This window comes from Agrobacterium sp. 22-221-1, from assembly GCF_053522445.1.
Genome location: NZ_JBNWCL010000024.1, coordinates 48,184 through 70,453 on the forward strand (window position 1 = coordinate 48,184; position 22,270 = coordinate 70,453).

At 61.8% G+C, this 22,270-nt stretch carries 24 protein-coding genes and 1 riboswitch; of the genes, 17 read left to right on the forward strand and 7 right to left on the reverse strand.

The window, feature by feature from the left end; all coding sequences use genetic code 11:
• Positions 1-34: 34 nt before the first annotated feature.
• Positions 35-1,606, reverse strand: coding sequence for a helicase HerA-like C-terminal domain-containing protein (locus ACQZ5N_RS24225; RefSeq protein ID WP_448734348.1), 1,572 nt, complete (start codon positions 1,604-1,606; stop codon positions 35-37).
• Positions 1,607-1,920: 314 nt separating this feature from the next.
• Here ACQZ5N_RS24225 and ACQZ5N_RS24230 point away from each other — a divergent pair, with 314 nt between their 5' ends.
• Positions 1,921-2,313, forward strand: a complete 393-nt coding sequence (locus tag ACQZ5N_RS24230; RefSeq protein ID WP_448734349.1) for a hypothetical protein — start codon at positions 1,921-1,923, stop codon at positions 2,311-2,313.
• A gap of 7 nt (positions 2,314-2,320) precedes the next feature.
• Here ACQZ5N_RS24230 and ACQZ5N_RS24235 read toward each other — a convergent pair whose 3' ends face one another.
• Complete coding sequence (locus ACQZ5N_RS24235) at positions 2,321-2,752, reverse strand: winged helix-turn-helix transcriptional regulator (RefSeq protein ID WP_137003042.1); 432 nt, start codon at positions 2,750-2,752, stop codon at positions 2,321-2,323.
• 103 nt (positions 2,753-2,855) lie between these two features.
• Here ACQZ5N_RS24235 and ACQZ5N_RS24240 point away from each other — a divergent pair, with 103 nt between their 5' ends.
• The 3 genes from ACQZ5N_RS24240 to ACQZ5N_RS24250 all read left to right on the forward strand — a co-directional run bounded on the left by ACQZ5N_RS24240 (position 2,856) and on the right by ACQZ5N_RS24250 (position 5,283).
• Complete coding sequence (locus tag ACQZ5N_RS24240; RefSeq protein ID WP_059753982.1) at positions 2,856-3,614, forward strand: SDR family oxidoreductase; 759 nt, start codon at positions 2,856-2,858, stop codon at positions 3,612-3,614.
• Between the two features lie 70 nt (positions 3,615-3,684).
• Entirely contained in the window at positions 3,685-4,491 is an 807-nt protein-coding gene (locus ACQZ5N_RS24245; RefSeq protein WP_448734350.1) for an AraC family transcriptional regulator, read from the forward strand.
• Between the two features lie 180 nt (positions 4,492-4,671).
• Positions 4,672-5,283, forward strand: coding sequence for a LysE family translocator (locus tag ACQZ5N_RS24250; RefSeq protein ID WP_448734351.1), 612 nt, complete (start codon positions 4,672-4,674; stop codon positions 5,281-5,283).
• A 15-nt stretch (positions 5,284-5,298) separates the two neighbouring features.
• Here the strand turns inward: ACQZ5N_RS24250 and ACQZ5N_RS24255 are convergent, their stop codons facing one another.
• Complete coding sequence (locus ACQZ5N_RS24255) at positions 5,299-6,126, reverse strand: aldo/keto reductase (protein WP_174056474.1); 828 nt, start codon at positions 6,124-6,126, stop codon at positions 5,299-5,301.
• Positions 6,127-6,238: 112 nt separating this feature from the next.
• Positions 6,239-7,165 (reverse strand): bestrophin family protein, encoded by a 927-nt coding sequence (locus ACQZ5N_RS24260; protein ID WP_448734352.1) that lies wholly within the window; start codon positions 7,163-7,165, stop codon positions 6,239-6,241.
• 187 nt (positions 7,166-7,352) lie between these two features.
• Here ACQZ5N_RS24260 and ACQZ5N_RS24265 point away from each other — a divergent pair, with 187 nt between their 5' ends.
• Both ACQZ5N_RS24265 and ACQZ5N_RS24270 read left to right on the forward strand, forming a co-directional pair.
• Positions 7,353-8,060 carry a helix-turn-helix transcriptional regulator gene (locus ACQZ5N_RS24265; RefSeq protein ID WP_448734353.1) on the forward strand — a complete coding sequence of 236 codons (708 nt, stop codon included), beginning with the start codon at positions 7,353-7,355 and terminating at the stop codon, positions 8,058-8,060.
• Positions 8,061-8,108: 48 nt separating this feature from the next.
• Positions 8,109-8,477, forward strand: a complete 369-nt coding sequence (locus ACQZ5N_RS24270; RefSeq protein ID WP_448734354.1) for a VOC family protein — start codon at positions 8,109-8,111, stop codon at positions 8,475-8,477.
• 2 nt (positions 8,478-8,479) lie between these two features.
• Here ACQZ5N_RS24270 and tam read toward each other — a convergent pair whose 3' ends face one another.
• Positions 8,480-9,250: a trans-aconitate 2-methyltransferase gene (gene tam / locus ACQZ5N_RS24275; RefSeq protein WP_448734355.1), complete on the reverse strand. Its 771-nt coding sequence runs from the start codon at positions 9,248-9,250 to the stop codon at positions 8,480-8,482.
• Positions 9,251-9,588: 338 nt separating this feature from the next.
• Between tam and ACQZ5N_RS24280 the strand changes: the two genes are divergently transcribed.
• On the forward strand, positions 9,589-10,470 hold the full coding sequence (locus ACQZ5N_RS24280) for a branched-chain amino acid aminotransferase (RefSeq protein WP_080856081.1): 882 nt from the start codon (positions 9,589-9,591) through the stop codon (positions 10,468-10,470).
• 171 nt (positions 10,471-10,641) lie between these two features.
• Positions 10,642-12,906 carry a methyl-accepting chemotaxis protein gene (locus ACQZ5N_RS24285; protein ID WP_448734356.1) on the forward strand — a complete coding sequence of 755 codons (2,265 nt, stop codon included), beginning with the start codon at positions 10,642-10,644 and terminating at the stop codon, positions 12,904-12,906.
• Positions 12,907-13,147: 241 nt separating this feature from the next.
• On the opposite strand, the gene ACQZ5N_RS24290 is transcribed toward ACQZ5N_RS24285, so the two are convergent.
• Complete coding sequence (locus ACQZ5N_RS24290; protein ID WP_448734357.1) at positions 13,148-14,035, reverse strand: LysR family transcriptional regulator; 888 nt, start codon at positions 14,033-14,035, stop codon at positions 13,148-13,150.
• Between the two features lie 96 nt (positions 14,036-14,131).
• Between ACQZ5N_RS24290 and ACQZ5N_RS24295 the strand changes: the two genes are divergently transcribed.
• The 3 genes from ACQZ5N_RS24295 to ACQZ5N_RS24305 all read left to right on the forward strand — a co-directional run bounded on the left by ACQZ5N_RS24295 (position 14,132) and on the right by ACQZ5N_RS24305 (position 17,086).
• Positions 14,132-14,674: a GNAT family N-acetyltransferase gene (locus tag ACQZ5N_RS24295; protein WP_031234493.1), complete on the forward strand. Its 543-nt coding sequence runs from the start codon at positions 14,132-14,134 to the stop codon at positions 14,672-14,674.
• Between the two features lie 692 nt (positions 14,675-15,366).
• A complete protein-coding gene (locus ACQZ5N_RS24300; protein WP_448734358.1) occupies positions 15,367-15,969 on the forward strand; it encodes a superoxide dismutase in 603 nt (200 codons plus the stop codon).
• Positions 15,970-16,234: 265 nt separating this feature from the next.
• A complete protein-coding gene (locus ACQZ5N_RS24305; protein WP_448734359.1) occupies positions 16,235-17,086 on the forward strand; it encodes a metallophosphoesterase in 852 nt (283 codons plus the stop codon).
• 200 nt (positions 17,087-17,286) lie between these two features.
• Here ACQZ5N_RS24305 and ACQZ5N_RS24310 read toward each other — a convergent pair whose 3' ends face one another.
• Positions 17,287-17,988, reverse strand: coding sequence for a helix-turn-helix transcriptional regulator (locus ACQZ5N_RS24310; protein ID WP_448734360.1), 702 nt, complete (start codon positions 17,986-17,988; stop codon positions 17,287-17,289).
• Positions 17,989-18,121: 133 nt separating this feature from the next.
• Between ACQZ5N_RS24310 and ACQZ5N_RS24315 the strand changes: the two genes are divergently transcribed.
• The 6 genes from ACQZ5N_RS24315 (at position 18,122) to ACQZ5N_RS24340 (ending at position 22,120) form a co-directional block, all read left to right on the forward strand.
• Positions 18,122-18,751 carry a LysE family translocator gene (locus tag ACQZ5N_RS24315; RefSeq protein WP_003522261.1) on the forward strand — a complete coding sequence of 210 codons (630 nt, stop codon included), beginning with the start codon at positions 18,122-18,124 and terminating at the stop codon, positions 18,749-18,751.
• Between the two features lie 118 nt (positions 18,752-18,869).
• Positions 18,870-19,304, forward strand: coding sequence for a c-type cytochrome (locus tag ACQZ5N_RS24320; RefSeq protein WP_448734361.1), 435 nt, complete (start codon positions 18,870-18,872; stop codon positions 19,302-19,304).
• 90 nt (positions 19,305-19,394) lie between these two features.
• Entirely contained in the window at positions 19,395-20,315 is a 921-nt protein-coding gene (locus ACQZ5N_RS24325; RefSeq protein WP_020810770.1) for a c-type cytochrome, read from the forward strand.
• Positions 20,316-20,500: 185 nt separating this feature from the next.
• Positions 20,501-20,736: riboswitch (cobalamin riboswitch) on the forward strand.
• 161 nt (positions 20,737-20,897) lie between these two features.
• Positions 20,898-21,080, forward strand: a complete 183-nt coding sequence (locus ACQZ5N_RS24330; RefSeq protein ID WP_003522264.1) for a CbtB domain-containing protein — start codon at positions 20,898-20,900, stop codon at positions 21,078-21,080.
• 10 nt (positions 21,081-21,090) lie between these two features.
• Positions 21,091-21,801, forward strand: a complete 711-nt coding sequence (locus ACQZ5N_RS24335; protein ID WP_448734362.1) for a CbtA family protein — start codon at positions 21,091-21,093, stop codon at positions 21,799-21,801.
• A 4-nt stretch (positions 21,802-21,805) separates the two neighbouring features.
• Positions 21,806-22,120: a hypothetical protein gene (locus ACQZ5N_RS24340; RefSeq protein WP_448734363.1), complete on the forward strand. Its 315-nt coding sequence runs from the start codon at positions 21,806-21,808 to the stop codon at positions 22,118-22,120.
• Positions 22,121-22,270: the final 150 nt, after the last annotated feature.

The following is a 22,270-nucleotide window of genomic DNA, read 5'->3' on the forward strand; positions in this document are numbered from 1 at the left end:
CCCGCCCCATCGAGGGCGGGCGGCGTATCTGTTTCTATCGCTTCAAACTACCGAGAATCCCGCGCACGATGGCGCGGCCGACCGAGGTGGCAACCGAGCGGGCAGCGCTTTTCATTGCCGCCTCGATCACCGTTTCGCGCTGGTATCCGGTCTTGCGTGCGCCGCCATTGCGCGAGCCGGTGGAGGCCGGCGCGGGTTCTTCATCGCCGAAGCCGGGCAGGCGCCAGCGGCCGGAAGCGCTCTCGGACTGGCTGGCGGCGTTTTCTTCTTCCGCACGTCTGGCGGCTTCTGCATCGGCAGCCTTCTGGGCGCGGGCGGCGAGGATTTCGAAGGCCGATTCCCGGTCGATATCCTTGTCATATTGCCCGGCGACGGGGCTCACATCGATCAGGGACTTGCGTTCCGCATCGGTGAGCGGCCCGACACGGCCGGATGGCGGACGTACCAGCGTGCGCTCGACGATGGAGGGAGCGCCCTTGTCGTGCAGGGTGGAAATCAGCGCCTCACCGGTGCCGAGCGTGGTGATGGTGTCAGCGGTGTTGAAGGCCGGGTTCTGGCGGAAAGTGTCGGCCGCGGTGCGCACCGCCTTCTGCTCGCGCGGCGTATAGGCGCGAAGCGCGTGCTGCACGCGGTTGCCGAGCTGGGCGAGAACGGTTTCCGGCACGTCGAGCGGGTTCTGCGTCACGAAATAGACGCCCACGCCCTTGGAGCGGATGAGCCGCACCACCTGTTCCACGCGCTCCACCAGCACCCGCGGCGCATCGTTGAAGAGCAGATGCGCTTCGTCGAAGAAGAACACCAGACGCGGTTTTTCCGGGTCGCCCACTTCCGGCAGCTCTTCGAACAGTTCCGAAAGCATCCAGAGCAGGAAGGTGGCGTAAAGGCGCGGGTTCATCATCAGCCGGTCGGCGGCGAGAACCGAAATCGTGCCAACCCCATCCGTGCCCACACGCATGATGTCGGCGATCTTCAGCGCCGGTTCGCCGAAGAAATTCGCCGCACCCTGCTGTTCCAGAACCAGCAGCCCGCGCTGCAGCGAACCGACCGAGGCCTTGGAAATCAGGCCGAACTGGTTGGAAAGCTCGGTTGCGTTTTCGCCCATATAGTTCAGGAGCGATTGTAGGTCCTTGAGATCGAGCAGCGGCAGCCCGCCCTGATCGGCGATCTTGAAGGCGATGTTGAGCACGCCTTCCTGCGCTTCCGAGGCATCCATCAGCCGGGCGAGCAGCAGCGGCCCCATTTCGGCGATGGTGGCGCGCACGCGATGGCCTTTTTCACCGTAGAGATCCCAGAAGATCACCGGCGATTTGCCATAGGCAAAATCGGTGAAGCCGATCTGTTCGGTGCGCTTCTGCACCCAGTCCTTGGCTTCGCCCTGCGCGGCGATGCCGGAAAGGTCGCCCTTGATATCGGCGCAGAAAACCGGCACGCCGGCCTTGGAAAAACCTTCGGCCAGAACCTGCAACGTCACGGTCTTGCCCGTTCCCGTCGCGCCGGTGATGAGGCCGTGGCGGTTGCCGAATTTCAGTTCCAGATATTCGCCCTTGTTCAGGCTGTCGTCCGGATTGCGGCTGGTCCCGATATAGAGCTGTCCGTCCTGCAACATCGACCATTTTCTCCTGCGGCTGGTGCATGACCCTTAAAATCGCGATGGATTTTGCAAAAGTCATGTCCGAATTTAAAGCGTCACTACCATGTTGTGGCCACTTCTGACGATAGCGGCCTTTTCATAGTTTGGTTGTGATGATCTTATAAGGACAGTTTCAAGGCGCAACAACTGCTTGATGGCGATGAAGAAAAACCGCTTGATGAAAGTTGCCGCACCTGACCCTGGCCGCTTGAATGCGGCATGATATTGTTTTACGTTGACGTTAACGTCAGTTATTCGATGTTGGCGTCGTTTTTCAACAGGAGGCAAGAATGAACGAAGTCGTGAGCCAGATCGCCGAGAAGGCGGGAATTAGCCCGGAACTGGCCGAAAAGGCCATTGGCATGATTCTCGGTTTTCTTCAGCGTGAGGCGGAAGACGGCCCGATCGCCCGCATGATCGAAGCTATTCCCGGCGCCAGCGAACTGGTGGCGCAGTATAATGGCGAAGGTGCCGGTGGCGGCGGTCTGCTCGGCGGCCTGATGAGCGCGATCGGCGGCGGCGGCATCATGGGGCTGGGCCAGCAGCTGATGAGCCAGGGCCTCGGCATGGGCGAGATTTCCACGCTCGCCAAGGAAACCATCTCCGTTGCCCGCCAGCATGCGGGCGATGAGGTTGTCGATCAGGTGATCGCCTCGGTTCCGGGCCTCAGCCAGTTCGCCTGAGGCGAAACTACTCCATAGCGGGGCGCGGCGGCTGTTCATTGAACAGGCGCCGCGCCTCTTCTATTTCGGCATGGTGCGTTTCCGCCCATATCCACACGCCGCAAAAGGCGCTGCCCAGCGTGCGGCCGAGGTTCGTCAGGCCGTAATCCACATGCGGCGGGATGACGGGATGCACGGTGCGGCGCACCAGTCCGTCGCTTTCCATCTGCCGCAGCGTTTTCGTCAGCATCTTCTGGCTGATATTGCCCACCAGCCTGCCGATCTGCGTGAAGCGCAGCGTGCCATGCTCTTCCAGCACTTCCAGAATGAGCATCGTCCATTTGTCGGCCACCTTGGCGATGATGTCCTGAACCAGCGCCTCTATTGCCGGATCGGTATCCGTGGGTGGCGGAACCTTGCGCCGGCTTTCGATGGCCGGGTCGGCGGCGTGCCGTTTCATCTTACACTCTCCTTTGGGTAAGTATAAATCTTTTGGGTGCCTACTTTCGATTGGAGAGTATCATAGCTAACTTCCTTTCAGCCAACAAGCAAAGGATGTTGCAATGAAAATCGCTGATAACACCATTCTCATCACCGGCGGCGGTTCCGGCATCGGCCGGGCGCTGGCGGAGGCGTTTCACAAGGCCGGCAACCGGGTCATCATTTCCGGCCGCCGCAAGGCCGTGCTCGACGAGGTGACGGCCGCCAATCCCGGCATGGCCTCGATGGTGATGGACGCGACGGACGCCGCAGGCATCCGCGCGTTTGCCGAAGCTCTGGTAAAGGCCCATCCGACCCTCAACGCCGTCATCAACAATGCCGGCATCATGCGGCCGGAGGACATCGCCGCAGCACCGGATTATCTCGACACGGCGGAAGAAACCATCGCCACCAATCTTCTCGCACCCATTCGCCTGACGGCGGCGCTTTTGCCGCATTTCCTCAAGCAACCTGCGGCCACGGTTCTGACGGTCTCTTCCGGCCTCGCCTTCGTGCCCATGGTGCTGACCCCCACCTACAGCGCCACCAAATCGGCCATCCACGCCTATTCGGTCGCGCTGCGCGAGCAGCTGAAGGAAACGCCGGTGGAGGTCATCGAAATCGTGCCGCCCTATGTGCAGACGACGCTGATGGGCGAGGGGCAGGCGAGCGACGAAAGGGCCATGCCGCTCGACGCCTTCATTTCCGAGGTGATGGATATTCTTGAAAATCGTCCGGACGAGAAGGAAGTGGTGGTGGAACGCTGCAAGCCGCTGCGTTTCGCCGCGCAGAACGGCAATTTCGATCAGGTCTTCGCCATGATCAACCATATGCATCCGTAAACGGCCGCATCTGTCGCGACTGGGCATCCTGTGATAGCGTCGCGCTCTAATTTGCGGAGCGCGCGCTTTCATGGCCCAAGGCCGGTTCCTGATGCCGAAAACCATTCTGTCCGGTGTCGTCGCCGTGGCGGCGGATAGCGACCGTTCCTTTCCGCGCCACATGCACGATCAGTTCGGCATCGGTCTCATCGAACGCGGGGCGCAGAAATCGCTCTCCGGCCGCGGCATGGTGGAAGCGGGCGCCGGCCATCTCATCACCGTCAATCCGGGCGAGGTGCATGACGGTATTCCGCTCGGGGAGGGCGGCCGCGCCTGGCGGATGCTCTATCTCGACATCGATATCGTCCGCGACGCCATTGCCGATATCGGCGAGACGGATCGCGGCGCGTTCGAATTCGCCTATCCCGTCGATATCAGGCCGCTGGCGAAGCGATTCAACGCTGTCTTTGCAGCCATGACGGCAAGGGAACGGCCGGGCGAAACCCTTCGTGGCGACGAGACCCTGCTGACGCTTCTGGCGGGCGCGATGGAGACGGCGGCGAAGCCGGGCGAAATCGCCGCACCCGAGAATATAAAGCGGGCGAAAAGCCGCATCGACGACGAGCCCTCCCGGCCGTTCCGCCTTGCCGATCTCGCCGCGGAAGCCGGCATGAGCCAGTTCCGCTTCCTGCGCGCTTTCGCCAGGGCCACCGGGCTCACGCCGCACAGCTATCTTCTCCAGCGGCGTGTCCATGTGGCCCGCCATGCGCTGGCCAGAGGCACGCGGCCCGCCGAAGCGGCCTTTGCCGCCGGTTTTGCCGACCAGAGCCATCTGAACCGGTTCTTCGTGCGGCAATTCGGGGTTACGCCGGCGGTTTATCGGGCGGCGCTTTCGTAGATGCTTTCTCCGTCCTCATTCCTGTGACAAGCACAGGAATGAGGACGGAGTGGGCTGGCCGATACTCTGACCCGCCACTTCGGCGCGCGCCGACGAGCGTCTGCGCTGCAATTTCATCCAAGACACCCACCCCACGCACCCTCATGCTCCTGTCCTTCACCCACAGGACACACCCTCACCATGACACCCGAATTCCTCATCACATCCTTCATCGTCGCCGCCTCTCCCGGAACCGGCGTGGTCTACACGCTCGCCGCCGGTCTTTCGCAGGGGGCGAGGGCGAGCGTCGTTGCGGCCTTCGGCTGCACGCTTGGCATCGTGCCGCATCTGCTCGCCGCCATCACCGGCCTTGCCGCCATCCTGCACACCAGCGCGCTCGCCTTCGGCATCGTCAAATATCTGGGGGTCGCCTACCTCCTCTACATGGCGTGGGACACGCTGCGGGAGGACGGTGCGCTAAAGATCGACGATACGAGGGAGCCCCGGAAGGCCGCCCGCGTCATCGGCGAGGCGATCCTTATCAATCTGCTGAACCCGAAACTGTCGATCTTCTTTTTCGCCTTCCTGCCGCAATTCATCGCGGCGGATGAGGCTTTGCCGACATGGCGCATGATCGATCTCGGGCTGATCTTCATGGCCATGACGTTTCTGGTGTTTGCGCTTTATGGCTGTTTCGCCGCCTCGGTCCGGCGGCAGGTGGTGTCGCGCCCGGCGGTCCTCGCCTGGCTGAGGCGCAGCTTCGCGGCCGCTTTCGTGGCGCTGGGTGCGAAGCTGGCCCTGACCGAGCGATGAGACGGCTCCGTCGCCTCAGTCGTCCCAATCGGGTGCGAGGTGGCCGGGGTTGACGATGCGGCCATTCGGCTTTGCAAGCGCATGGATCGCCCGCATTTCCTCTTCCGTCAGCGCAAAATCGAAAACATCGAAATTCTCCTTGAGGCGGCTTTCGGTCGCCGTCTTGGAAAGCGCCACGATATCCGGCTGCTGCACCGCCCAGCGCAGGGTCACCTGCGCGGCGGTCTTGCCGTGTTTTGCGCCGATATCCTTCAGCACGGGATCGTTCGGCACCTTGCCGTCGGCCATCAGATAATAGGCCGTCACCGACATCCCGTGCTTGCGCGCCGCCGAAATCACCTTCGTCTGGTCGAGATAGGGGTGATATTCGATCTGGTTGGTGGCAAGCGGCGTGTCGGAAAGCTTCACCGCCTCTTCGGTCAGCGCCACATTGAAGTTGGAAATGCCGATATTGCGCGCCTTGCCGGCCTTGCGCACCGCGTTCAACGCGCCCATGCGTTCGGCAAGCGGCACATCGCTTTTCGGCCAGTGCAGCAGCAACAGATCGACATAATCGGTTTTCAGTTTCGCAAGGCTTTCATCGACGGAAGCGAGAAAATCGTCGTGGCGGAAGCGGTCCACCCAGACCTTGGTCGTGAGAAATATATCGTGCCGGGAAATGCCCGATTGCGCGATGACCTCGCCGACCGCGCCTTCGTTTTTGTAGATCTGGGCGGTATCGACATGGCGGAAGCCGAGTTTCAGCGCCTCCGGCAGAATGCGCCTGACATCGTCTTCCGGAATGCGGAAGGTGCCGAAACCGAGGGCGGGAATATTCGCGCCATTCGCGCTGACGTCATACATGGGATGTCTCTCCTGTTTGCTGAAAACATGGCCGGCGCGGGATGCCGGGCGGGGGAAGCCGTCTTTCATTAACTGGTGTCCGCGCGATCGGTTTCAACCCGGCGGGACGATATCACATCAGCACGTAATCCACCGGGCGCGGATCGGCCGGCAGATCGGTCTCGCCCATCGCCTCGCGAAGATTGATCTCGATGGTGGTGGCGAGCGAATTGATCGGCAGCGCATTGAGGCCGGTGCCGAAGGGGTCCTCCAGCTCGTCGGACAGCGCATCGAGACCGAAGAACGTATAGGCGATGAGCGTGGCGGTAAACGGCGTGGCCCAGCCGAGCAGATCGGTGAAACCGAACGGCAGCAGCAGGCAGAACAGATGCGCGGTGCGGTGAAGCAGCAGCGAATAACCGAAGGGAACCGGCGTCTGGCGGATGCGCTCGCACGAAGCCTGCGCCGCCCCCATCTGCTGCACGGTGGCATCCAGCATCTGTAGCTGGATATCGCTGATCTGCCCCTTGCCATGGGCGGAGACGACGGCGCCGGATATTTCGCGCAGCAGCATGTCCGGCCGGTTGCGGCTGCGGTCGTAAATATCCCTGAGATCATCCGGAACGAGGCTGGCCGCAGTGGCGGTCGCATCGCCGGGGCGCAGATGCGAAACCAGCGTGTGGCAGAAGGCGATGGCAAGATTGGTGATCCGCCGGCGGGTGACGGGATCGGCGACATCCTGCCGGCTATCGAGCATGAGGCTCTGGCGTGAAAGCGCGCGGGCGACGGTAATCAGCGCACCCCATTGCTTGCGGGCTTCCCACCAGCGGTCGTAACAGGCATTGGCGCGAAAACCGAGAAACACCGAAAGCGCGATGCCGAGCAGCGAAAAGGGCGCGCCGTTCAGCGCCTGCACCAGATCCGGCCTGTCCTTGTGCGCCCAGACAACCAGCGTCGACAGCAGGAAAACCGCAAGCACCTGCGGAAAGATGCGGACGATGATGGAGCCGCGCACGATGAGGAAAAGCTGCAGCAGGTTCGGTTTTGGACGAACGATCATGGCGGAAACTCGAAATGCCTGTGGCGGATGGGAGGGGCGTGAAAGAGCCTGACCCTATCTACATGCTGGCGACGCGGCCTTGTCCACCCTTTTTTGCATGGTTGCACCCGGCGGCTGGCGGCGCTACGCGTCTATCGCCGGGATCGTCAACGCCACGATCCGACTATGCGGTGGAAGGAAATATCGCGTGTCACGCTCACAACGGCTTCTCGATCTGTTGCAGATCCTGCGCTCCCACCGCATGCCGGTCAGCGGCGCGGCCCTTGCCGCGCAAACCGGCGTCAGCCTGCGCACGCTCTACCGCGATATAGCGACGCTTCAGGCGCAGGGCGCGGATATCGAGGGCGAGGCGGGCGTGGGTTATGTGCTGCGCCCCGGTTTCCTGTTGCCGCCGCTTATGTTTTCGCAGCAGGAAATCGAGGCGCTGGTGCTCGGCTCGCGCTGGGTGGCGGGTCGCGCCGATGCGGGATTGGCGGAGGCCGCCCGCGCCGCCCTCGTGAAGATCGGCGCCGTGCTTCCGGACGCCCTGCGTGAAGAGCTCGATCATTCCACCCTGCTTGTCGGGCCGGGGCAGGGCCTTGCCGCCATCCATGTCGATCTGGCCGCCATTCGCGATACGATCCGTAAGGAAAGCAGGGTCGTCATCACCTATCGCGATGAAAAGGGAGACGTGACGGAACGGGTGATCTGGCCCTTCGCGCTCGCTTTTTTCGATCTGGTGCGGGTGGTTCTGGGCTGGTGCGAGATACGGCAGGACTACCGCAGTTTCCGGGCCGACCGCATCGAAGATTTCCGCCCTCTCGACAGCCGTTATCCGCGCCGCCGCCAGGCGCTGCTGAAAGAATGGCGCGAAAGGGAAAAACAACGGCGGCGGCATCATGCTGACAAAAACTGACAGCAGCGGGGTCTAGAAACCGTTCATCCGCAACACAGGAGAACAACCATGACCCACCCCGATTTCACCATCCTTTACGTCGACAACCCGCCGGCCAGCACCGAATTTTACAAGGCGCTGCTGGGTGCGGAACCGGTCGAAGCCTCGCCGACATTCTCGCTCTTCGTGCTTCAGAACGGCATGAAGCTCGGCCTCTGGTCGCGGCACACCGTGGAGCCGAAAGCATCCGTCATGGGCGGCGGCGGCGAGCTTGCCTTCCGCGTTGAAAACGATGCGCGGGTGGACGAGATTTTTGCGGATTGGAAGGCGAAGGGCATCGACATGCTGCAGCAGCCGGCAGGCATGGAATTCGGCTACACCTTTACCGCCGCCGACCCCGACAACCATCGCCTCAGGGTCTATGCTTTCGCGGGCTGAAGCTACTTCTTCACCGCCACCACAAAAAGCCGGGGAAAGCGCAGAAGCAGGCGGCCGTCCGCCATCGGCGGATAGGCCGCCTTGATGCGCCGCGTATAGTCGGCGAGGAAGGCTTCGCGGTTTTCCTCGCCGGCGGCGGTGAGATAGGGGCGAAGCCCCGTGCCCTTGACCCATTCGACGATGCTTTCCGCATCCTTCATCGGATGATTATAGATGGTGTGCCACACATCCACCCGCGCGGATTTCGGCGTCAGCGCATCGAAATAATCCGAAGGCGCGGGCAGGGGTTTGCGGCGCATCCTGCCATCTGTGAACGTGTCCTTCCAGGAACCGTTCGCTCCGGTTTCCTCCATGGCGCGATGCGTCGGCTCCTGCAGATTGTCGGGCATCTGCACGGCCAGAACGCCGCCGCTTTCCAGCTGGTCCATCAGCTGCGAAAGAACGGTGAGATGATCCGGCACCCATTGGAACACGGCATTGGCGTAAAGCAGGTCTGCCTTCTGCACCGGCTTCCACTGGGAAAGATCGGCCTTGCCGAAGCGCGTGGTCGGCAGCCGGTCCGCCGCCTTTTCCAGCATGTCGTCATCGCTGTCGATGCCGGTAATGACATTGACGCCGTAACGGTCGGTCAGAAGCTCGGTGGAATTGCCGGGGCCGCAGCCGAGGTCATAGCCATTCAGCACCCGCTCCAGCGGCACCTGCGCCAGAAGATCCCGTGCGGGACGCGTCCGCTCGTCTTCGAATTTCAGATATTGGTGGGCGGACCATGCCATGATTTTCCTCCTGCGAAATGCCGTCAGATCGCCAGCATCGCATGGGGCAAATCGCGCCGCTATCGTCCGATGCATGAATTATTGTGATGAATCTATTCATCAACCTTTTGTTTCGCCTCATAAAACGTGCTTGCGGGGCCGTCGCTTTGTTATTTTCCATCAAAATCAGAAATCGCTGCAATTAAAACTTGACCTCATCAGGGGAGAGGCATTCACTCCGGCCGATTTCCAGCACATGCCCCGTTGAGAGCGCGCAGCGTTCTTCATCCGGCAATGCATCAGAACAAAAAAGACGGAGCGTTTTTACCGAACGAAAACGCTTGAGACAGGAGACCATCATGAGCGTCGATACCGCACCCCGATCAACCACCTGGACCTATGTTGACGGTCAATGGCTGCCCGGCAATCCGCCGCTCATCGGCCCGACCTCGCATGCCATGTGGCTGGCTTCCACGGTGTTCGACGGTGCGCGCTGGTTCGATGGCGTGGCGCCCGATCTCGATCTGCACTGCCAGCGTATCAATCGCTCCGCCGTCAATATGGGCATGAAGCCGACCATGACGGCCGAGGAGATCGAGTCCCTGGCGCTCGAAGGCGTCAAGAAATTCGACGGCAAGATGGCGATCTACATCAAGCCGATGTACTGGGCCGAACACGGCATGCCCGGCAGCGTCGTGGCGCCCGATGCCGGCTCCACCCGGTTTGCGCTTTGCCTGTTCGAAGCGCCGATGGATGCCGGCAAGCCGCTGACGCTCACCGTTTCGCCGCTGCGCCGCCCTTCGCCGGAAACCGCCATGACCGATGCCAAGGCCGGCAGCCTTTATCCCAATAGCGGCCGCGCCATTCTGGAAGCGCGCTCGCGCGGTTTCGACAATGCCCTGATGCGCGACATGAACGGCAATGTCGCCGAATCCGCCTCCGCCAACATCTTCATGGTCAAGGACGGTGTCGTCCTTACCCCGGTTCCGAACCGCACCTTCCTTGCCGGCATCACCCGTTCGCGCGTGATCGGTCTTCTGCGCCAGGCCGGTTTCGACGTGCGGGAAGCGACGCTTTCGGTCGAGGATTTCCGCGAGGCCGATGAAATCTTCTGCTCCGGCAATTATTCCAAGGTTTCGCCCGTCGTGAAGCTCGACGATCGCGAATTGCAGGCAGGCCCCGTCGCCCGCAAGGCGCTCGATCTCTACATGGACTGGGCGCGTCTCGGCGCGGATGTTTAAGGCCGGGTAAAACCCATAGTTTCAAGAGGCCGCGGCAGGCTCATCCCTGCCGCGGCCTTTTGTTTTGAGCCGCATTATTTCCCATAAAAATTCAGGGGGAATTTAATCCAATTTTAGAGGACCACACGCTAGCTTGCGACATTACCGATCCGGGCTAGTGGGGGCCGCCAAATGTCTTTCAGCATACGCAATATACTTGTGGGATTTTTTCTGCTCGTCGGCATCGCGCTGGCAGGCTTCGTGGGCAACGGCATGTTGCAGTCCGTGCAGCGTGCCCGCAGCTTTTCGGAGGTGGCGCAGCTCGTTTCGCTGGACAGGCTGCTTTTCAACGCCTTGCTGAACTTTCGCAGTGAACGCGGCAACAGCGCCTCGGCGCTGACGGTCGATCCGGCGAAGACGGCCAACACCATCGCCAGCGTGCAGGCGTCGCGCCAGAAGGTGGATGCCGCCATGGGCGCCTTTCTCGAACAGTCCGCCGCGCTCGATCAGGCTGGCCTCAAGGCCCCGCTTGCCCGCGTGAAGGATATCTACACGCAATTCCTGGAGCTGCGCAAAAAGGTTGACGCCAACGTCACCCTGCCGCTCGACCGTCGTGAAAACGGGCTGGACAAGACCGTGCTGACGCTCGGTCAGGATCTCCTGACGGCGCTCGAAGCGGGCTCGACGGCGGTGGAAGGCGAGGTTCGTTCGCTGGACCAGAGCCTGACCGGCCTCATCCAGTTGCGGTCCTATGGCTGGTCGGCGCGCGCGCTGGGCGGCAGCGCCACCGTTGTCATCAATGCGGTCGTGGCCCAGCAGCGGCCGCTGACCCCGCAGGAAACCCAGCAGCTTGGCAATTTCGATGCCGGCGCGGCCTTTGCCTGGAAAGCCACCGGCGACCTCGTCGCGCATGAATCGACGCCGAAGGCGCTCAAAGATATCTATGCCGTTGCCGACAGGACCTATTTCAAGGGTGATTTCGTCACGCAGCGCGCAAAGCTGATCGACGATCTGAACAACGGCCGCACGCCTGCCTTCACCATCGATACATGGCGCAATACCGTCACCGAAAGCCTCGATACGGTCGCGAAAATCGCCTCCGAAGCGATGGATGTTCTCAACGCCAATGCCGAAAAGGCCAGACAGGACGCCTTTATCGGCGCGATGATCTATCTCGCCGCGTTCATCCTCACACTTGGCGTCTGCATTCTCTGCCTTGCCGTCATCGTCGGCCGCGTCACCCGCCCCATCAGCCGCCTGACAAAGGCGATGATGGAATTGTCCAACGGCAACCTGACCATCGATGTGCCCGGCGCAAAACGCGGCGACGAGATCGGCGAGATGGCCCGCGCCGTGGAAATCTTCCGCGAAGCGGCCATCCGCAACCGGCAGCTTGAGGACGAAGCCGTCGGTAACCGCGAGCGGGCCGAGCGTGACCGTATCGAGCTGCAGCAGCGCGCGGAGGCCGAGGCCGAAGAGCGTCTCAATCAGGCCACGGGGTCGCTGGCTGGCGGTCTTCGCCGGCTTGCCTCCGGCGATATGGTCTGTGAGATCGCCACGCCGTTTTCGCCGCAATTCGAGACGCTGCGGCACGATTTCAACAGCTCCGTGCACCAGCTGCGCGAAGCGCTCACCAGCGTCGGCCAGTCCGTGCAGACCGTGAATGGCGGCGCTCACGAGGTGTCGTCGGCATCCGACGATCTTTCCCGCCGCACCGAACAGCAGGCCGCTTCTCTCGAAGAAACCGCCGCAGCGCTGGAAGAGATCACCGCCAATGTTTCCGCCACCTCCAAACGGGCGAGCGATGCGCGCGACACGGTGCGTGAGGCAAGGACAAAGGCCGATCTTTCCGGCAAGGTGGTGCGCGATGCCGTTGCCGCCATGGAACGCATCGAACATTCCTCGCGCCAGATCGGTCAGATCATCGGCGTCATCGACGAAATCGCATTCCAGACCAACCTTCTGGCGCTGAATGCCGGCGTCGAGGCGGCACGGGCGGGCGATGCGGGCAAGGGCTTCGCCGTCGTCGCACAGGAAGTGCGCGAACTGGCGCAGCGCTCCGCCAACGCCGCCAAGGAAATCAAGCAGCTCATCACCGCATCAGCCGTTGCGGTGGGTGAGGGCGTGAAGCTGGTGGCCGATACCGGCGTCGGGCTTTCCGAGGTCAACACCGCCGTCAACCACATGGATCAGGCCACGCAGCAGAACGCCGCCATGGTCGAGGAAATGAATGCGGCCGGTGCGGGTCTTGCACAGGAATGCACCAATCTCCACGCCCTGCTTGCGCAATTCCAGCTCGGCCAGCAAAGCTCCGCATTGCGGGAGACGGTACGGCATATGCAGCGCGCCGCAAGCCCGGTCCACGCGCCCGCCGCACCGGCGCCGAAGGCCCGCCCGGTTGCCGCCCGCGGCAATGCGGCGCTGGCCGTGAAGGGTGATGACTGGACGGAGTTTTGAAGACAAATCCAGCGTTGGATATGGCGAGGAACTGGCATCCGCACTTCGTCACCCCGGACTAGATCCGGGGTCCAGCGCGATCAAGTCTTTGATCGCGAGAGACTCTACTCACGGCGCAGACGCGCCGTGGCTGGATGCCGGATCATCCTCGGGCTTGTTCCGGGGACCGGCATGACGGAGGAGAGAGTACAGTTCCTTCTCGTCAACAAGTCGAGGCCTGCCCTCGCAACCGGCACGGGCTTCACCGTTTCCGCACATCCGGCAGCGCAGCGGCAAGCGCCCGCAGCGGCGCGGTCATATGTTTGTCGCGCCGCATCGCCAGCGCGATCCGCCGTTCGAGCGGCGGTTCGAGCGAGCGCCATTCGAGCCCGGATGCCGCGCCTTCATGCTCCATCGCCATGCGCGGCACGATGGCAAGGCCAAGGCCCGCACCTGCGAGCTTCTTGATCGCCTCGACGCTGCCCAGTTCCATGGCGGGCTGCACGGTGCGGCCGCTTGCCGAAAACCATTGATCCACCAGCCGGCGCGTATTGCCGCCCTCGTAAAGCAGCAGCGGCCGCGCCGAAAGCGTCTCGGCGTTGAGCGCCGTTGCGTCAGAGATGGAGCCTTGCGGGAAAACCGCGACCAGCTCATCGAGATGGATGTCGCTGATATCGAGGCTGCGGCCGCTGGCGGGTAGGGCCACCACCGCCGCATCGATGGTATTGGCCTCCAGAAGCCGGAGGATATCGTGGGTATTGCCGGTCTGCACGACGATCTCGATGCAGGGCATGGCCTGCCGGATCTTGCCCAGCACCGGCGGCAGCAGATAGATGCAGGCGGTGGCGCCGGTGCCGATGCGAAGGCGTCCCGTCACCCCGCTGCGATGCGGTGCTACGGTATCGATGGCATGCGCCACTTCTTCCGCAATCCGTCTTGCATGGATGAGAAAATCGCGCCCCGCCGCCGTCGGCTGCGCGCGCCTGCCGACCCTTTCGATCAGCCGCACACCGAGCTGTTTTTCAAGCAGCCTTATATGCAGGCTGATGGCCGGCTGCGTCAGCCCCGCCTTGTCGGCGGCGGCGGAAAAACTGCCGAGATCGGCCACATCCATGAAGCTGCGCAGCTGCCGCAGGTCGAGGTCCATCATCAAAGAAAGCCTTATCGTTTGTATAAGACAGATAATCTTTATTTTGGCTGCGCCGCAATGCACAATGACGGCGTGAATGATCCGCAGGACAAGAGAATGACCCTTTCCACCGTTTCCAGCCTTACCATCCGCCCCTGCGAAGAGGCGGATATTCCAGCCATTGCCGAAATCTACCGGGACGCCGTGCTGCACGGCCGCGCGAGCTTCGAGATCGATCCGCCGAGCGCGGAGACGATGCTAGAGCGCCGCCGCCTTCTGGTGGAGGGCAATTACCCCTACCTCGTCGCCGAATGCGATGGAAAGATAGCCGGATATGCCTATGCCGGCGCCTATCGCCCGCGCCCGGCCTATGGCGCGGCGGTGGAGAATTCCGTTTATATCGATCCGGCCATGAAGGGCATGGGCATTGGCCGCAAGCTGCTCGATGCATTGATCGAGGCGGCGACGGCACGCGGCTTCCGGCAGATGATCGCCGTCATCGGCGATTCGGCCAACGCTGCCTCGATCGGCGTGCACCGCGCCGCCGGTTTCGAACATGTCGGCACCTTCAAATCCATCGGCTGGAAACACGGCCAATGGCTGGATACGGTGTTGATGCAGCGTGCGCTGGGCGAAGGCGACACCACACCGCGCTTTTGAACTGTTACGGCTTGGTCGAACAGGCAACGCCGACCTTCACCATATCGTCGGCCAACGCGCTGCCGACTGACATATCAACGGTTGTTTCTGACGCCGCCGGACTTGCGGCTAGCCACTTGACGAAGAGCTTTCCAGAACGCTACGCACCGATGATCGGTAGCTGTGGGGGCAAGAATGATGTTTACGCGAATCGGCATTGTCGGAGCGTGGCTGGCGCTAATTGGAGGAGGACTTCGGTTGGCGACAGCGATCTACGTTGCGTCCATAGAGGACCCGGCTCACGCTGCTATACTCAAAGCGCGCTACCTTGGATCGAAACCAGTTGGAGACATAATCGACGGGGCGATAACGGTGATCGTGTTTGCGGTGGCCATAGGGATACTCACAGAGATCAGCAGGTCAATTCGGCGCCAAGGGTGACGTCTGGCCGCGCCGGGTTTTAGCGCGCGGAAGGTAGTACCAATCGGTCCAGAAGCCGCTGCCGTGCGCGCATCGTAGGTAACGGAACGGATGGGCGAAAAACGGTACGCCCGGCATGTGAAACTTCTGTTGTCGTGAGCGCGGCGAGAGGAATTTTCTCTTTTGTCGGAACATTTTGATATTTCGCAGGTTGCCCAAATTGAGGTTCGCTCCTATGGTCCGCTCACACGGTTTCTAGGAGCGGTAACCCGCTGCAAAAAGGAGTAAAAACCATGGCCTTCGAACTTCCCGAACTCCCCTACGACTACGACGCGCTTGCACCCTACATGTCGCGCGAGACGCTCGAGTTCCATCACGACAAGCACCACAAGGCATATGTCGACAACGGCAACAAGCTGGCGGCCGAAGCAGGTCTTTCCGACCTGTCGCTCGAAGAAGTCGTGAAGAAGTCCTTTGGCACCAATGCCGGTCTCTTCAACAATGCGGCGCAGCATTACAACCACGTCCATTTCTGGAAGTGGATGAAGAAGGGTGGCGGCGGCAACAAGCTGCCGGGCAAGCTCGAGCAGGCATTCGCCTCCGATCTCGGCGGTCACGACAAGTTCAAGGCCGATTTCATCGCTGCCGGCACCACGCAGTTCGGCTCCGGCTGGGCATGGCTCTCCGTCAAGAACGGCAAGCTTGAAATCTCCAAGACCCCGAACGGCGAAAACCCGCTGGTTCATGGCGCCGATCCCATCCTCGGCGTCGATGTCTGGGAACACTCCTACTACATCGACTACCGCAACCTGCGTCCGAAGTACCTCGAAGCCTTCGTCGACAACCTCATCAACTGGGACTACGTCCTGGAGCGTTACGAAGCCGCCGCCAAGTAAGGCTTGCGGAATGCGTGGTTGCTGATCGAAGCAGCCTTCTCCCGCGCGACGTCATCCTCGGCCTTGTGCCGAGGATCTGCTCCGTCTCTCAAAACGCGACGTGGCAGATGCTCGGGACAGGCCCGAGCATGACGACAGTGGAAATATCCACACACTTGAGACGCCCGGCTTCAAGCCGGGTGTTTTGCATTTGTGATATGGCGATACGGCCTGTCGGATTTTATTGTCACAAGCCTGTCATCAGCCGGGTTTATCGCGGCGCATCATGACTGAAAAAACCACGCCTCTCTTCTCCTTCGGCATCGTCGCCGATCCCCAGTATGCCGATGCCGCTCCCCGTCCGGAAATGGGCCGTTATTACGCCGAGAGCCCGAAAAAGCTCGCAGACGCGATCGATACCTTCAACCGCGAGGAGCTGGCCTTCGTCGTGACGCTCGGCGATATCATCGACCGCGGCTTCGACAATTTCGATGCGATCCTTGCCGTTTACGACGGGCTTCGCCATCGCTCGGTCCTGCTGCCGGGCAATCACGATTTCGCCGTCGCCGCCGAGCATTTGCCGGCTATCCACGCCCGCCTCGGCATGTCCGCCCCCTGGCATGATTTTTCCATCGGCGACATCCGCTTCGTCGTGCTTGACGGCAACGAGGTCAGCCTTTTCGCCCCGCCGCCCGGCGATCCGCGTCGGGCGCTTGCCGCAGACCGGCTGAAGCGCCTGGCGGATGCCGGCGCAATCAATGCGCAGGAGTGGAACGCCTCGCTCAGCGACGAGCAGTTCGAATGGCTGCGGGCCGTTCTGCAAAAGGCGGATGCGGCGGGCGAAAAAGTGATCGTTCTCTGCCACTATCCTGTCTACCCGGAAAACGCCCACAACATGTGGGACGCGCCGCGTATCCTTGAGCTCCTCGGCTCCCACCCCTCGGTCGTCGCGTGGTTCAATGGCCATAATCACGAGGGCAATTACGGCTTATTGGGCAATACCCACTTCGTGAACTTCAAGGGCATGGTCGATACGCCTGACCAGAACACCTTCGCCATCGCCGATGTTTTTTCCGACCGAATCGTCATTCGCGGTTTCGGGCGCGAGGAGGATCGCCTGCTGGAGTATTTCCTATAGGAAATAATGCCTTGCTGTGATGCCGGACCTCTCTCGAAGCCCTCATTCCTGTGCTTGTCACAGGAATCCAGCCAGCCCAAGTCCTTGGGCTGAAAAGAGTCTCCCGCCGCGCAGACGCGCGTCGACTGGATTCCTGTGACAAGCACAGGAATGAGGGCGGAGAGGGGTGCTCCGACACATAACAGAGGCTGCGAGCTGCACTAAATTCTGTTTCCCAACTGGTTGCTCTGCCAGCCGCTCATCCACAATTGCCGCAGCTTCTCGCCTTCCAGCTTGAAGAAGCTGCCGGTCGTTTCGCAGCTCAGCACCCGGTCCGAGCGGAAATTGCGAATCGCCTGCCGCAATTCGCACCAGGCGACGATATTCACCGTCTCCGAATAATAGATCACCGCAATCGGCCGAACCTGCCGCTGCGTTTCCGCGCCGGCTTCATCGCGATAGGTGATCTCCAGCTTCTCCTCGTCGCGCACCGCCCGCCTGACCGTCGCAAGATCGACGCCGGCGGGGGAGGGCGCGATGCTGCCCCAGGCATGCAGGGCATTGGCGGAGAGGGTTTTCGACAGCGGTTCGGGCAGGGAGGCGGCGATCTTGTCGCTGACCTGCCTTGCCGCCTGCCGCAACTCGCTATCGCCGGTGCGGGCGACCATGGCGAGCGCCAGCACGATCGCCTCCGTCTCTTCGATGGAAAACATCAGCGGCGGCAGATTGAAGCCGGGACGCAGGATATAGCCGACGCCGCGTTCCCCTTCGATGGGCACGCGCATGGTCTGAAGCGCTGCTATGTCGCGATAGACCGAGCGCACCGTCACTTCCAGCGCCTCGGCAATCGTCTGCGCGGTGACAGGCCTGCGCGCCACCCGCAGGATCTGGATGATCTCGAACAGTCTCGACGCCTTGCGCATTGCCGTTTTCCCGGTGGATTTCCCCACGCAACTGACACAACGCTGTCAGTTGGCTTTTCCTATAAACGAAGAAACACATTGAGAAACATGGGATTTCCCGAATGTGTCGTGAACCGTTTTGGGAGATACTGACATGAGTTACGCCGAAAATCTCTGGCTTTTCTTTCTGGTCCTGTTCGGCATCATCATCCTGCCGGGCATGGATATGCTGTTCGTGCTGGCAAGCGCACTGACGGGCGGCAAGAGAACCGGCCTTTCCGCCGCAAGCGGCATGAGCGCCGGCGGCATCGTGCATTCGCTTTACGGCGCCCTGGGCGTCGGCATGCTGGCCGCCTGGATGCCGTCGCTGTTCCTGCCGCTTCTGGTTTTCGGTGCCGCCTATATGATCTGGATCGGCATCGGCCTGATGCGTAGCGCGATTGTCGTGAACGGCGATGAGGCGCAGGCGAGCGCTTCGGTCAGAAAAGCCTTCTGGCGGGCGGTGTTGACCTGCCTTTCCAATCCGAAGGCCTATCTGTTCATGATGGCGATCTATCCGCAATTCCTCAAACCGGCCTATGGCCCGATCTGGATGCAGGGGCTGGTGATGGGCGCGATGGTGGCGGTCACGCAGTTCACGGTCTATGGCGCGCTGGCGCTGACGGCGGATAAAAGCCGGGCATGGCTGGTTTCTTCGCCCGCCGCCACGATCTTCATCGGCCGCGCCGCCGGTTTCATGCTCATTGCCGCAGCGCTGCTGACACTGTGGGAGGCCCTGTCTTAGGCTTCTGTTTTCACGATGGAATTCACCGCAATGTGACTTCTTTTCGCCATCCGGAAAGGGCATCCTCGCGCCGTTCCATCTAGCGCCCGGTGTCCCGGCCGGAATCAAGGAGAGTTGCATGAAACTGAAAACCATCACCGCGGCCATGCTGTTCGGCTGTCTTTGCGCCGGAGCGGTCTACGCTGCCGGCGAAGTCGAAAAACGTGAAGGCATGATGAAGCAGATCGGTGGGGCGATGGGTTCGCTTGCCGCCATCTCCAAGGGCGAAAAGCCCTTTGACGCCGATACCGTCAAGACTGCCGTAACCACCATCGGCACCAATGCCAGGGCTTTCCCGGATCAGTTCCCCGCCGGCACCGAGACCGGCAGCGCCGCTGCCCCCGCCATCTGGGAAAATTTCGACGACTTCAAGGCCAAGGCCGCCAAGCTTGGCACGGATGCGGACATGGTTCTCGCCAATCTCCCCACCGATCAGGCGGGCGTCGCCACCGCCATGAAGACGCTCGGCGCCGATTGCGGCACCTGCCACCAGACCTATCGTCTGAAGAAATAATCGCAGCACTTTGGAAACGCCGCTTCCCGGCGGCGTTTTCTCAGGCACGAAAGACATCTGACCGGGTCAGGTGAGAATGGGGAGAGGGGCATGTCCTCCATCTGGACGAAACTCGCGGGCGGGGCCGTCGTCGCGGCCATTGCGGGCTACGGCATATTCGCCTGGGTTACGGCGCCGCAGCGGCAGGCGCCCAGCCACTGGGTCAGCCTGGGCGAACCGGATCTGGCCAACGGCGAAACGCTGTTCTGGGCGGGCGGCTGCGCAAGCTGTCATGCCGCACCCGATGCGAAAGGCGAGGCGCTGTTGACGCTTTCTGGCGGGCAGGCGCTGAAAAGCCCCTTCGGCACCTTCCATGTCCCCAATATTTCATCCGATCCGCAGCATGGCATCGGCGGCTGGACGCTGGCGGAATTCGGCGATGCGATGACGCGCGGTGTGGGCAGGAACGGCGAACATCTCTACCCGTCCTTTCCCTATGCCTCCTATGCCCGCATGACGCAGAAGGACATCAACGATCTCTTCGGTTATCTGAAAGCCCTGCCGGCGAGCCAGAACGATGCGCCGGATCACGAATTGCCGTTCCCCTTCAACCTGCGCATGGCGCTGGGCGGCTGGAAATTCCTTTATTTCGACCCCTCGGCGCGGCCCCGCGTCGAGCTTGCCAATGCCAATGCCGAATTGCTGCGCGGCCAATATCTGGTGGAAGGGCCGGGCCATTGCGGCGAATGCCACACGCCGCGCAACGCGCTTGGCGGTTTTGTGAAAGACAAATGGCTGGCCGGCGGGCCCAACCCGGAAGGCGAGGGCCGCATTCCCGACATTACCCCCGGCTCGCAAAGCATCGGCAGCTGGGCCGAGGCCGATATTGCCAGCTATCTGGAAAACGGCTTCACCCCGGAATTCGACAGCGTCGGCGGCTCCATGGTCAAGGTGCAGCAGAACATGGCGCATCTGACGCCTGAAGACCGCGATGCGATTGCCGCCTATCTGAAGGCCATACCGTCGCGGTAACTCTCAGCCGTCATGCCGGACTAGATCCGGCATCCAGCCACGGCGCGTCTGCGCCGTGAGAAGAGTCTCTTGCGATCAAGGACTTGATCGCGCTGGACCCCGGATCTAGTCCGGGGTGACGGAGCTGGAGGCGACGGCGTGCAGTTCGAAATCAGGCCCACCATTGACTCCCGACCCCGCCCATCGGATAACAATCCTGTGATGGTTCCTTCCGGGCGTTCCGGAAGGTGAAAAGGGAACACGATAGGGAGAAATCCTCATTCGTGGCTGCCCCCGCAACTGTGAGCGGAGAGCCTGAAACGAAATGCCACTGGCAAGCCATCTCGCCGGGAACCGAGGGTTTCCAGAGAGGGTGACGCCGGGAAGGTGTTTCAGGTTTTGACCCGTAAGCCAGGAGACCTGCCATCGCGGAAATATCCATGCCGGCGGGGTGTCCGGAAGAGCGGAATTTCAGGGTGGCGGGATCGACGCCTCCCTGTGTCAGTCTCGTATCCCCGTGGTGAAGTGTATCGTAGCGGCTCGACGGCCTTTTGCTGTCCGGCCGCGTCCAAAGGCGCGGGGTCGCGCCGGAGAGGGGCCACCATGTCCATCAACCAGAATACGGCCAACGCCGCCGTTTCCGCAAAAACAACCAGCTTCGCGCAATCGCTGACGGCGATCGTGCTTGGCCTGTTCGTTGTCGGTTTTGTCGGCTTTTCCCATGTGGAAGCCGTTCACAACGCCGCGCATGACACGCGTCATGCCAATGCCTTCCCCTGCCATTGAGGGGAACGGCATGTCGTCTTTTCGCAATATCGTCTTTACCGCCGTTCTCGTCGGTATTCTTGGCGGTTTCGCCGTCTCGGCCATGCAGGCTTTCGGCACGACGCCGCTCATCCTTCAGGCGGAAACCTATGAAAGCGCCGGCGAAGTGCCCCACAGCCATGATGCGACGGCCCCCGGTGCTGCCGTTCCCGCCCATGAGCACAATGACGAGGCCTGGGCTCCGGCCGATGGCTTCGAGCGCGCCGCCTATACCGTCGCCGCCAATGTGCTCACCGCCATCGGTTATGCGCTGGTGCTGACCGGCCTCATTTCACTGCGTGGCACCAATGGCGGCTGGCGCGAAGGCCTTCTCTGGGGCGTTGCCGGTTTTGCCGCCGTCATGCTGGCCCCGATGATCGGCCTGCCGCCGGAACTGCCGGGCAGCCCGGCCGCCGCGCTCGAGGCGCGGCAGATCTGGTGGCTTGCGACGGTTGCCGCAACCGCGGGCGGCATTGCGCTGATTGCGTTCCGCCGCGAACCCTGGGCCATCATATTGGCGCTGGTGCTGATCGTCGCACCGCATGTGGTCGGCGCACCCTTGCCGCCGGAAGGCGAACATGCGCTCGCGCCGCTGCCGCTGGAGCGTCAGTTCATCGTCGCCGCCACCGTGACCAGCTTCGTTTTCTGGGCTTTGCTTGGAACATTGAGCGCGTTTTTCCTGAAGCGCTTCCAGTCGGCGTAAATTCATGCAGGACGCAGCGGAATGGAGTGAGGAACTCGATGCGCTGCGTTTTGCCGTCCCCGGTCACGGCGCTTTCTGCGCCGTGCACCGCCTTGCCTTCAAGGCCGTGCTGGGGCCAAGCCCGGCAGGAGAAGCGGCTCTTGCCTTTTTCCACGACCACGAGGCCGCCTTCGTCGGGGCGGCCCTTGCTAAGATCAAACGTGCAAATTTACCCGCCGGCCGCAGCCTGCATCTGAACAGCCGCGATATTCGCCGTGCGATTGCCGGGGAGGGTGAGGAGCCGGCGGCGCGCGTGTGCCGGGTGCTGGATCGGAGGTGATGAGTGAGGGTGCCAAGACGCTTGTATTTTGCACCACCTCATTCCTGTGCTTGTCACAGGAATCCTGTGTATTGGATTTGTGCTATGTAGAGTGCGGGCGGAAGGCCGTCGGAATCCTGGTCGTTAGAGACCGCCTGCTGGCTTTTGGAC

What these genes read in the sequence shown, in the direction of transcription:
- ACQZ5N_RS24225 (WP_448734348.1), bottom strand. Translation starts at nt 1,606, where the DNA reads ATGTTGCAGGACGGACAGCTCTATATCGGGACCAGCCGCAATCCGGAC.
- ACQZ5N_RS24230 (WP_448734349.1), top strand. Translation starts at nt 1,921, where the DNA reads ATGAACGAAGTCGTGAGCCAGATCGCCGAGAAGGCGGGAATTAGCCCG.
- ACQZ5N_RS24235 (WP_137003042.1), bottom strand. Translation starts at nt 2,752, where the DNA reads ATGAAACGGCACGCCGCCGACCCGGCCATCGAAAGCCGGCGCAAGGTT.
- ACQZ5N_RS24240 (WP_059753982.1), top strand. Translation starts at nt 2,856, where the DNA reads ATGAAAATCGCTGATAACACCATTCTCATCACCGGCGGCGGTTCCGGC.
- ACQZ5N_RS24245 (WP_448734350.1), top strand. Translation starts at nt 3,685, where the DNA reads ATGGCCCAAGGCCGGTTCCTGATGCCGAAAACCATTCTGTCCGGTGTC.
- ACQZ5N_RS24250 (WP_448734351.1), top strand. Translation starts at nt 4,672, where the DNA reads ATGACACCCGAATTCCTCATCACATCCTTCATCGTCGCCGCCTCTCCC.
- ACQZ5N_RS24255 (WP_174056474.1), bottom strand. Translation starts at nt 6,126, where the DNA reads ATGTATGACGTCAGCGCGAATGGCGCGAATATTCCCGCCCTCGGTTTC.
- ACQZ5N_RS24260 (WP_448734352.1), bottom strand. Translation starts at nt 7,165, where the DNA reads ATGATCGTTCGTCCAAAACCGAACCTGCTGCAGCTTTTCCTCATCGTG.
- ACQZ5N_RS24270 (WP_448734354.1), top strand. Translation starts at nt 8,109, where the DNA reads ATGACCCACCCCGATTTCACCATCCTTTACGTCGACAACCCGCCGGCC.
- tam (WP_448734355.1), bottom strand. Translation starts at nt 9,250, where the DNA reads ATGGCATGGTCCGCCCACCAATATCTGAAATTCGAAGACGAGCGGACG.
- ACQZ5N_RS24280 (WP_080856081.1), top strand. Translation starts at nt 9,589, where the DNA reads ATGAGCGTCGATACCGCACCCCGATCAACCACCTGGACCTATGTTGAC.
- ACQZ5N_RS24285 (WP_448734356.1), top strand. Translation starts at nt 10,642, where the DNA reads ATGTCTTTCAGCATACGCAATATACTTGTGGGATTTTTTCTGCTCGTC.
- ACQZ5N_RS24290 (WP_448734357.1), bottom strand. Translation starts at nt 14,035, where the DNA reads ATGATGGACCTCGACCTGCGGCAGCTGCGCAGCTTCATGGATGTGGCC.
- ACQZ5N_RS24295 (WP_031234493.1), top strand. Translation starts at nt 14,132, where the DNA reads ATGACCCTTTCCACCGTTTCCAGCCTTACCATCCGCCCCTGCGAAGAG.
- ACQZ5N_RS24300 (WP_448734358.1), top strand. Translation starts at nt 15,367, where the DNA reads ATGGCCTTCGAACTTCCCGAACTCCCCTACGACTACGACGCGCTTGCA.
- ACQZ5N_RS24305 (WP_448734359.1), top strand. Translation starts at nt 16,235, where the DNA reads ATGACTGAAAAAACCACGCCTCTCTTCTCCTTCGGCATCGTCGCCGAT.
- ACQZ5N_RS24310 (WP_448734360.1), bottom strand. Translation starts at nt 17,988, where the DNA reads ATGCGCAAGGCGTCGAGACTGTTCGAGATCATCCAGATCCTGCGGGTG.
- ACQZ5N_RS24315 (WP_003522261.1), top strand. Translation starts at nt 18,122, where the DNA reads ATGAGTTACGCCGAAAATCTCTGGCTTTTCTTTCTGGTCCTGTTCGGC.
- ACQZ5N_RS24320 (WP_448734361.1), top strand. Translation starts at nt 18,870, where the DNA reads ATGAAACTGAAAACCATCACCGCGGCCATGCTGTTCGGCTGTCTTTGC.
- ACQZ5N_RS24325 (WP_020810770.1), top strand. Translation starts at nt 19,395, where the DNA reads ATGTCCTCCATCTGGACGAAACTCGCGGGCGGGGCCGTCGTCGCGGCC.
- ACQZ5N_RS24330 (WP_003522264.1), top strand. Translation starts at nt 20,898, where the DNA reads ATGTCCATCAACCAGAATACGGCCAACGCCGCCGTTTCCGCAAAAACA.
- ACQZ5N_RS24335 (WP_448734362.1), top strand. Translation starts at nt 21,091, where the DNA reads ATGTCGTCTTTTCGCAATATCGTCTTTACCGCCGTTCTCGTCGGTATT.
- ACQZ5N_RS24340 (WP_448734363.1), top strand. Translation starts at nt 21,806, where the DNA reads ATGCAGGACGCAGCGGAATGGAGTGAGGAACTCGATGCGCTGCGTTTT.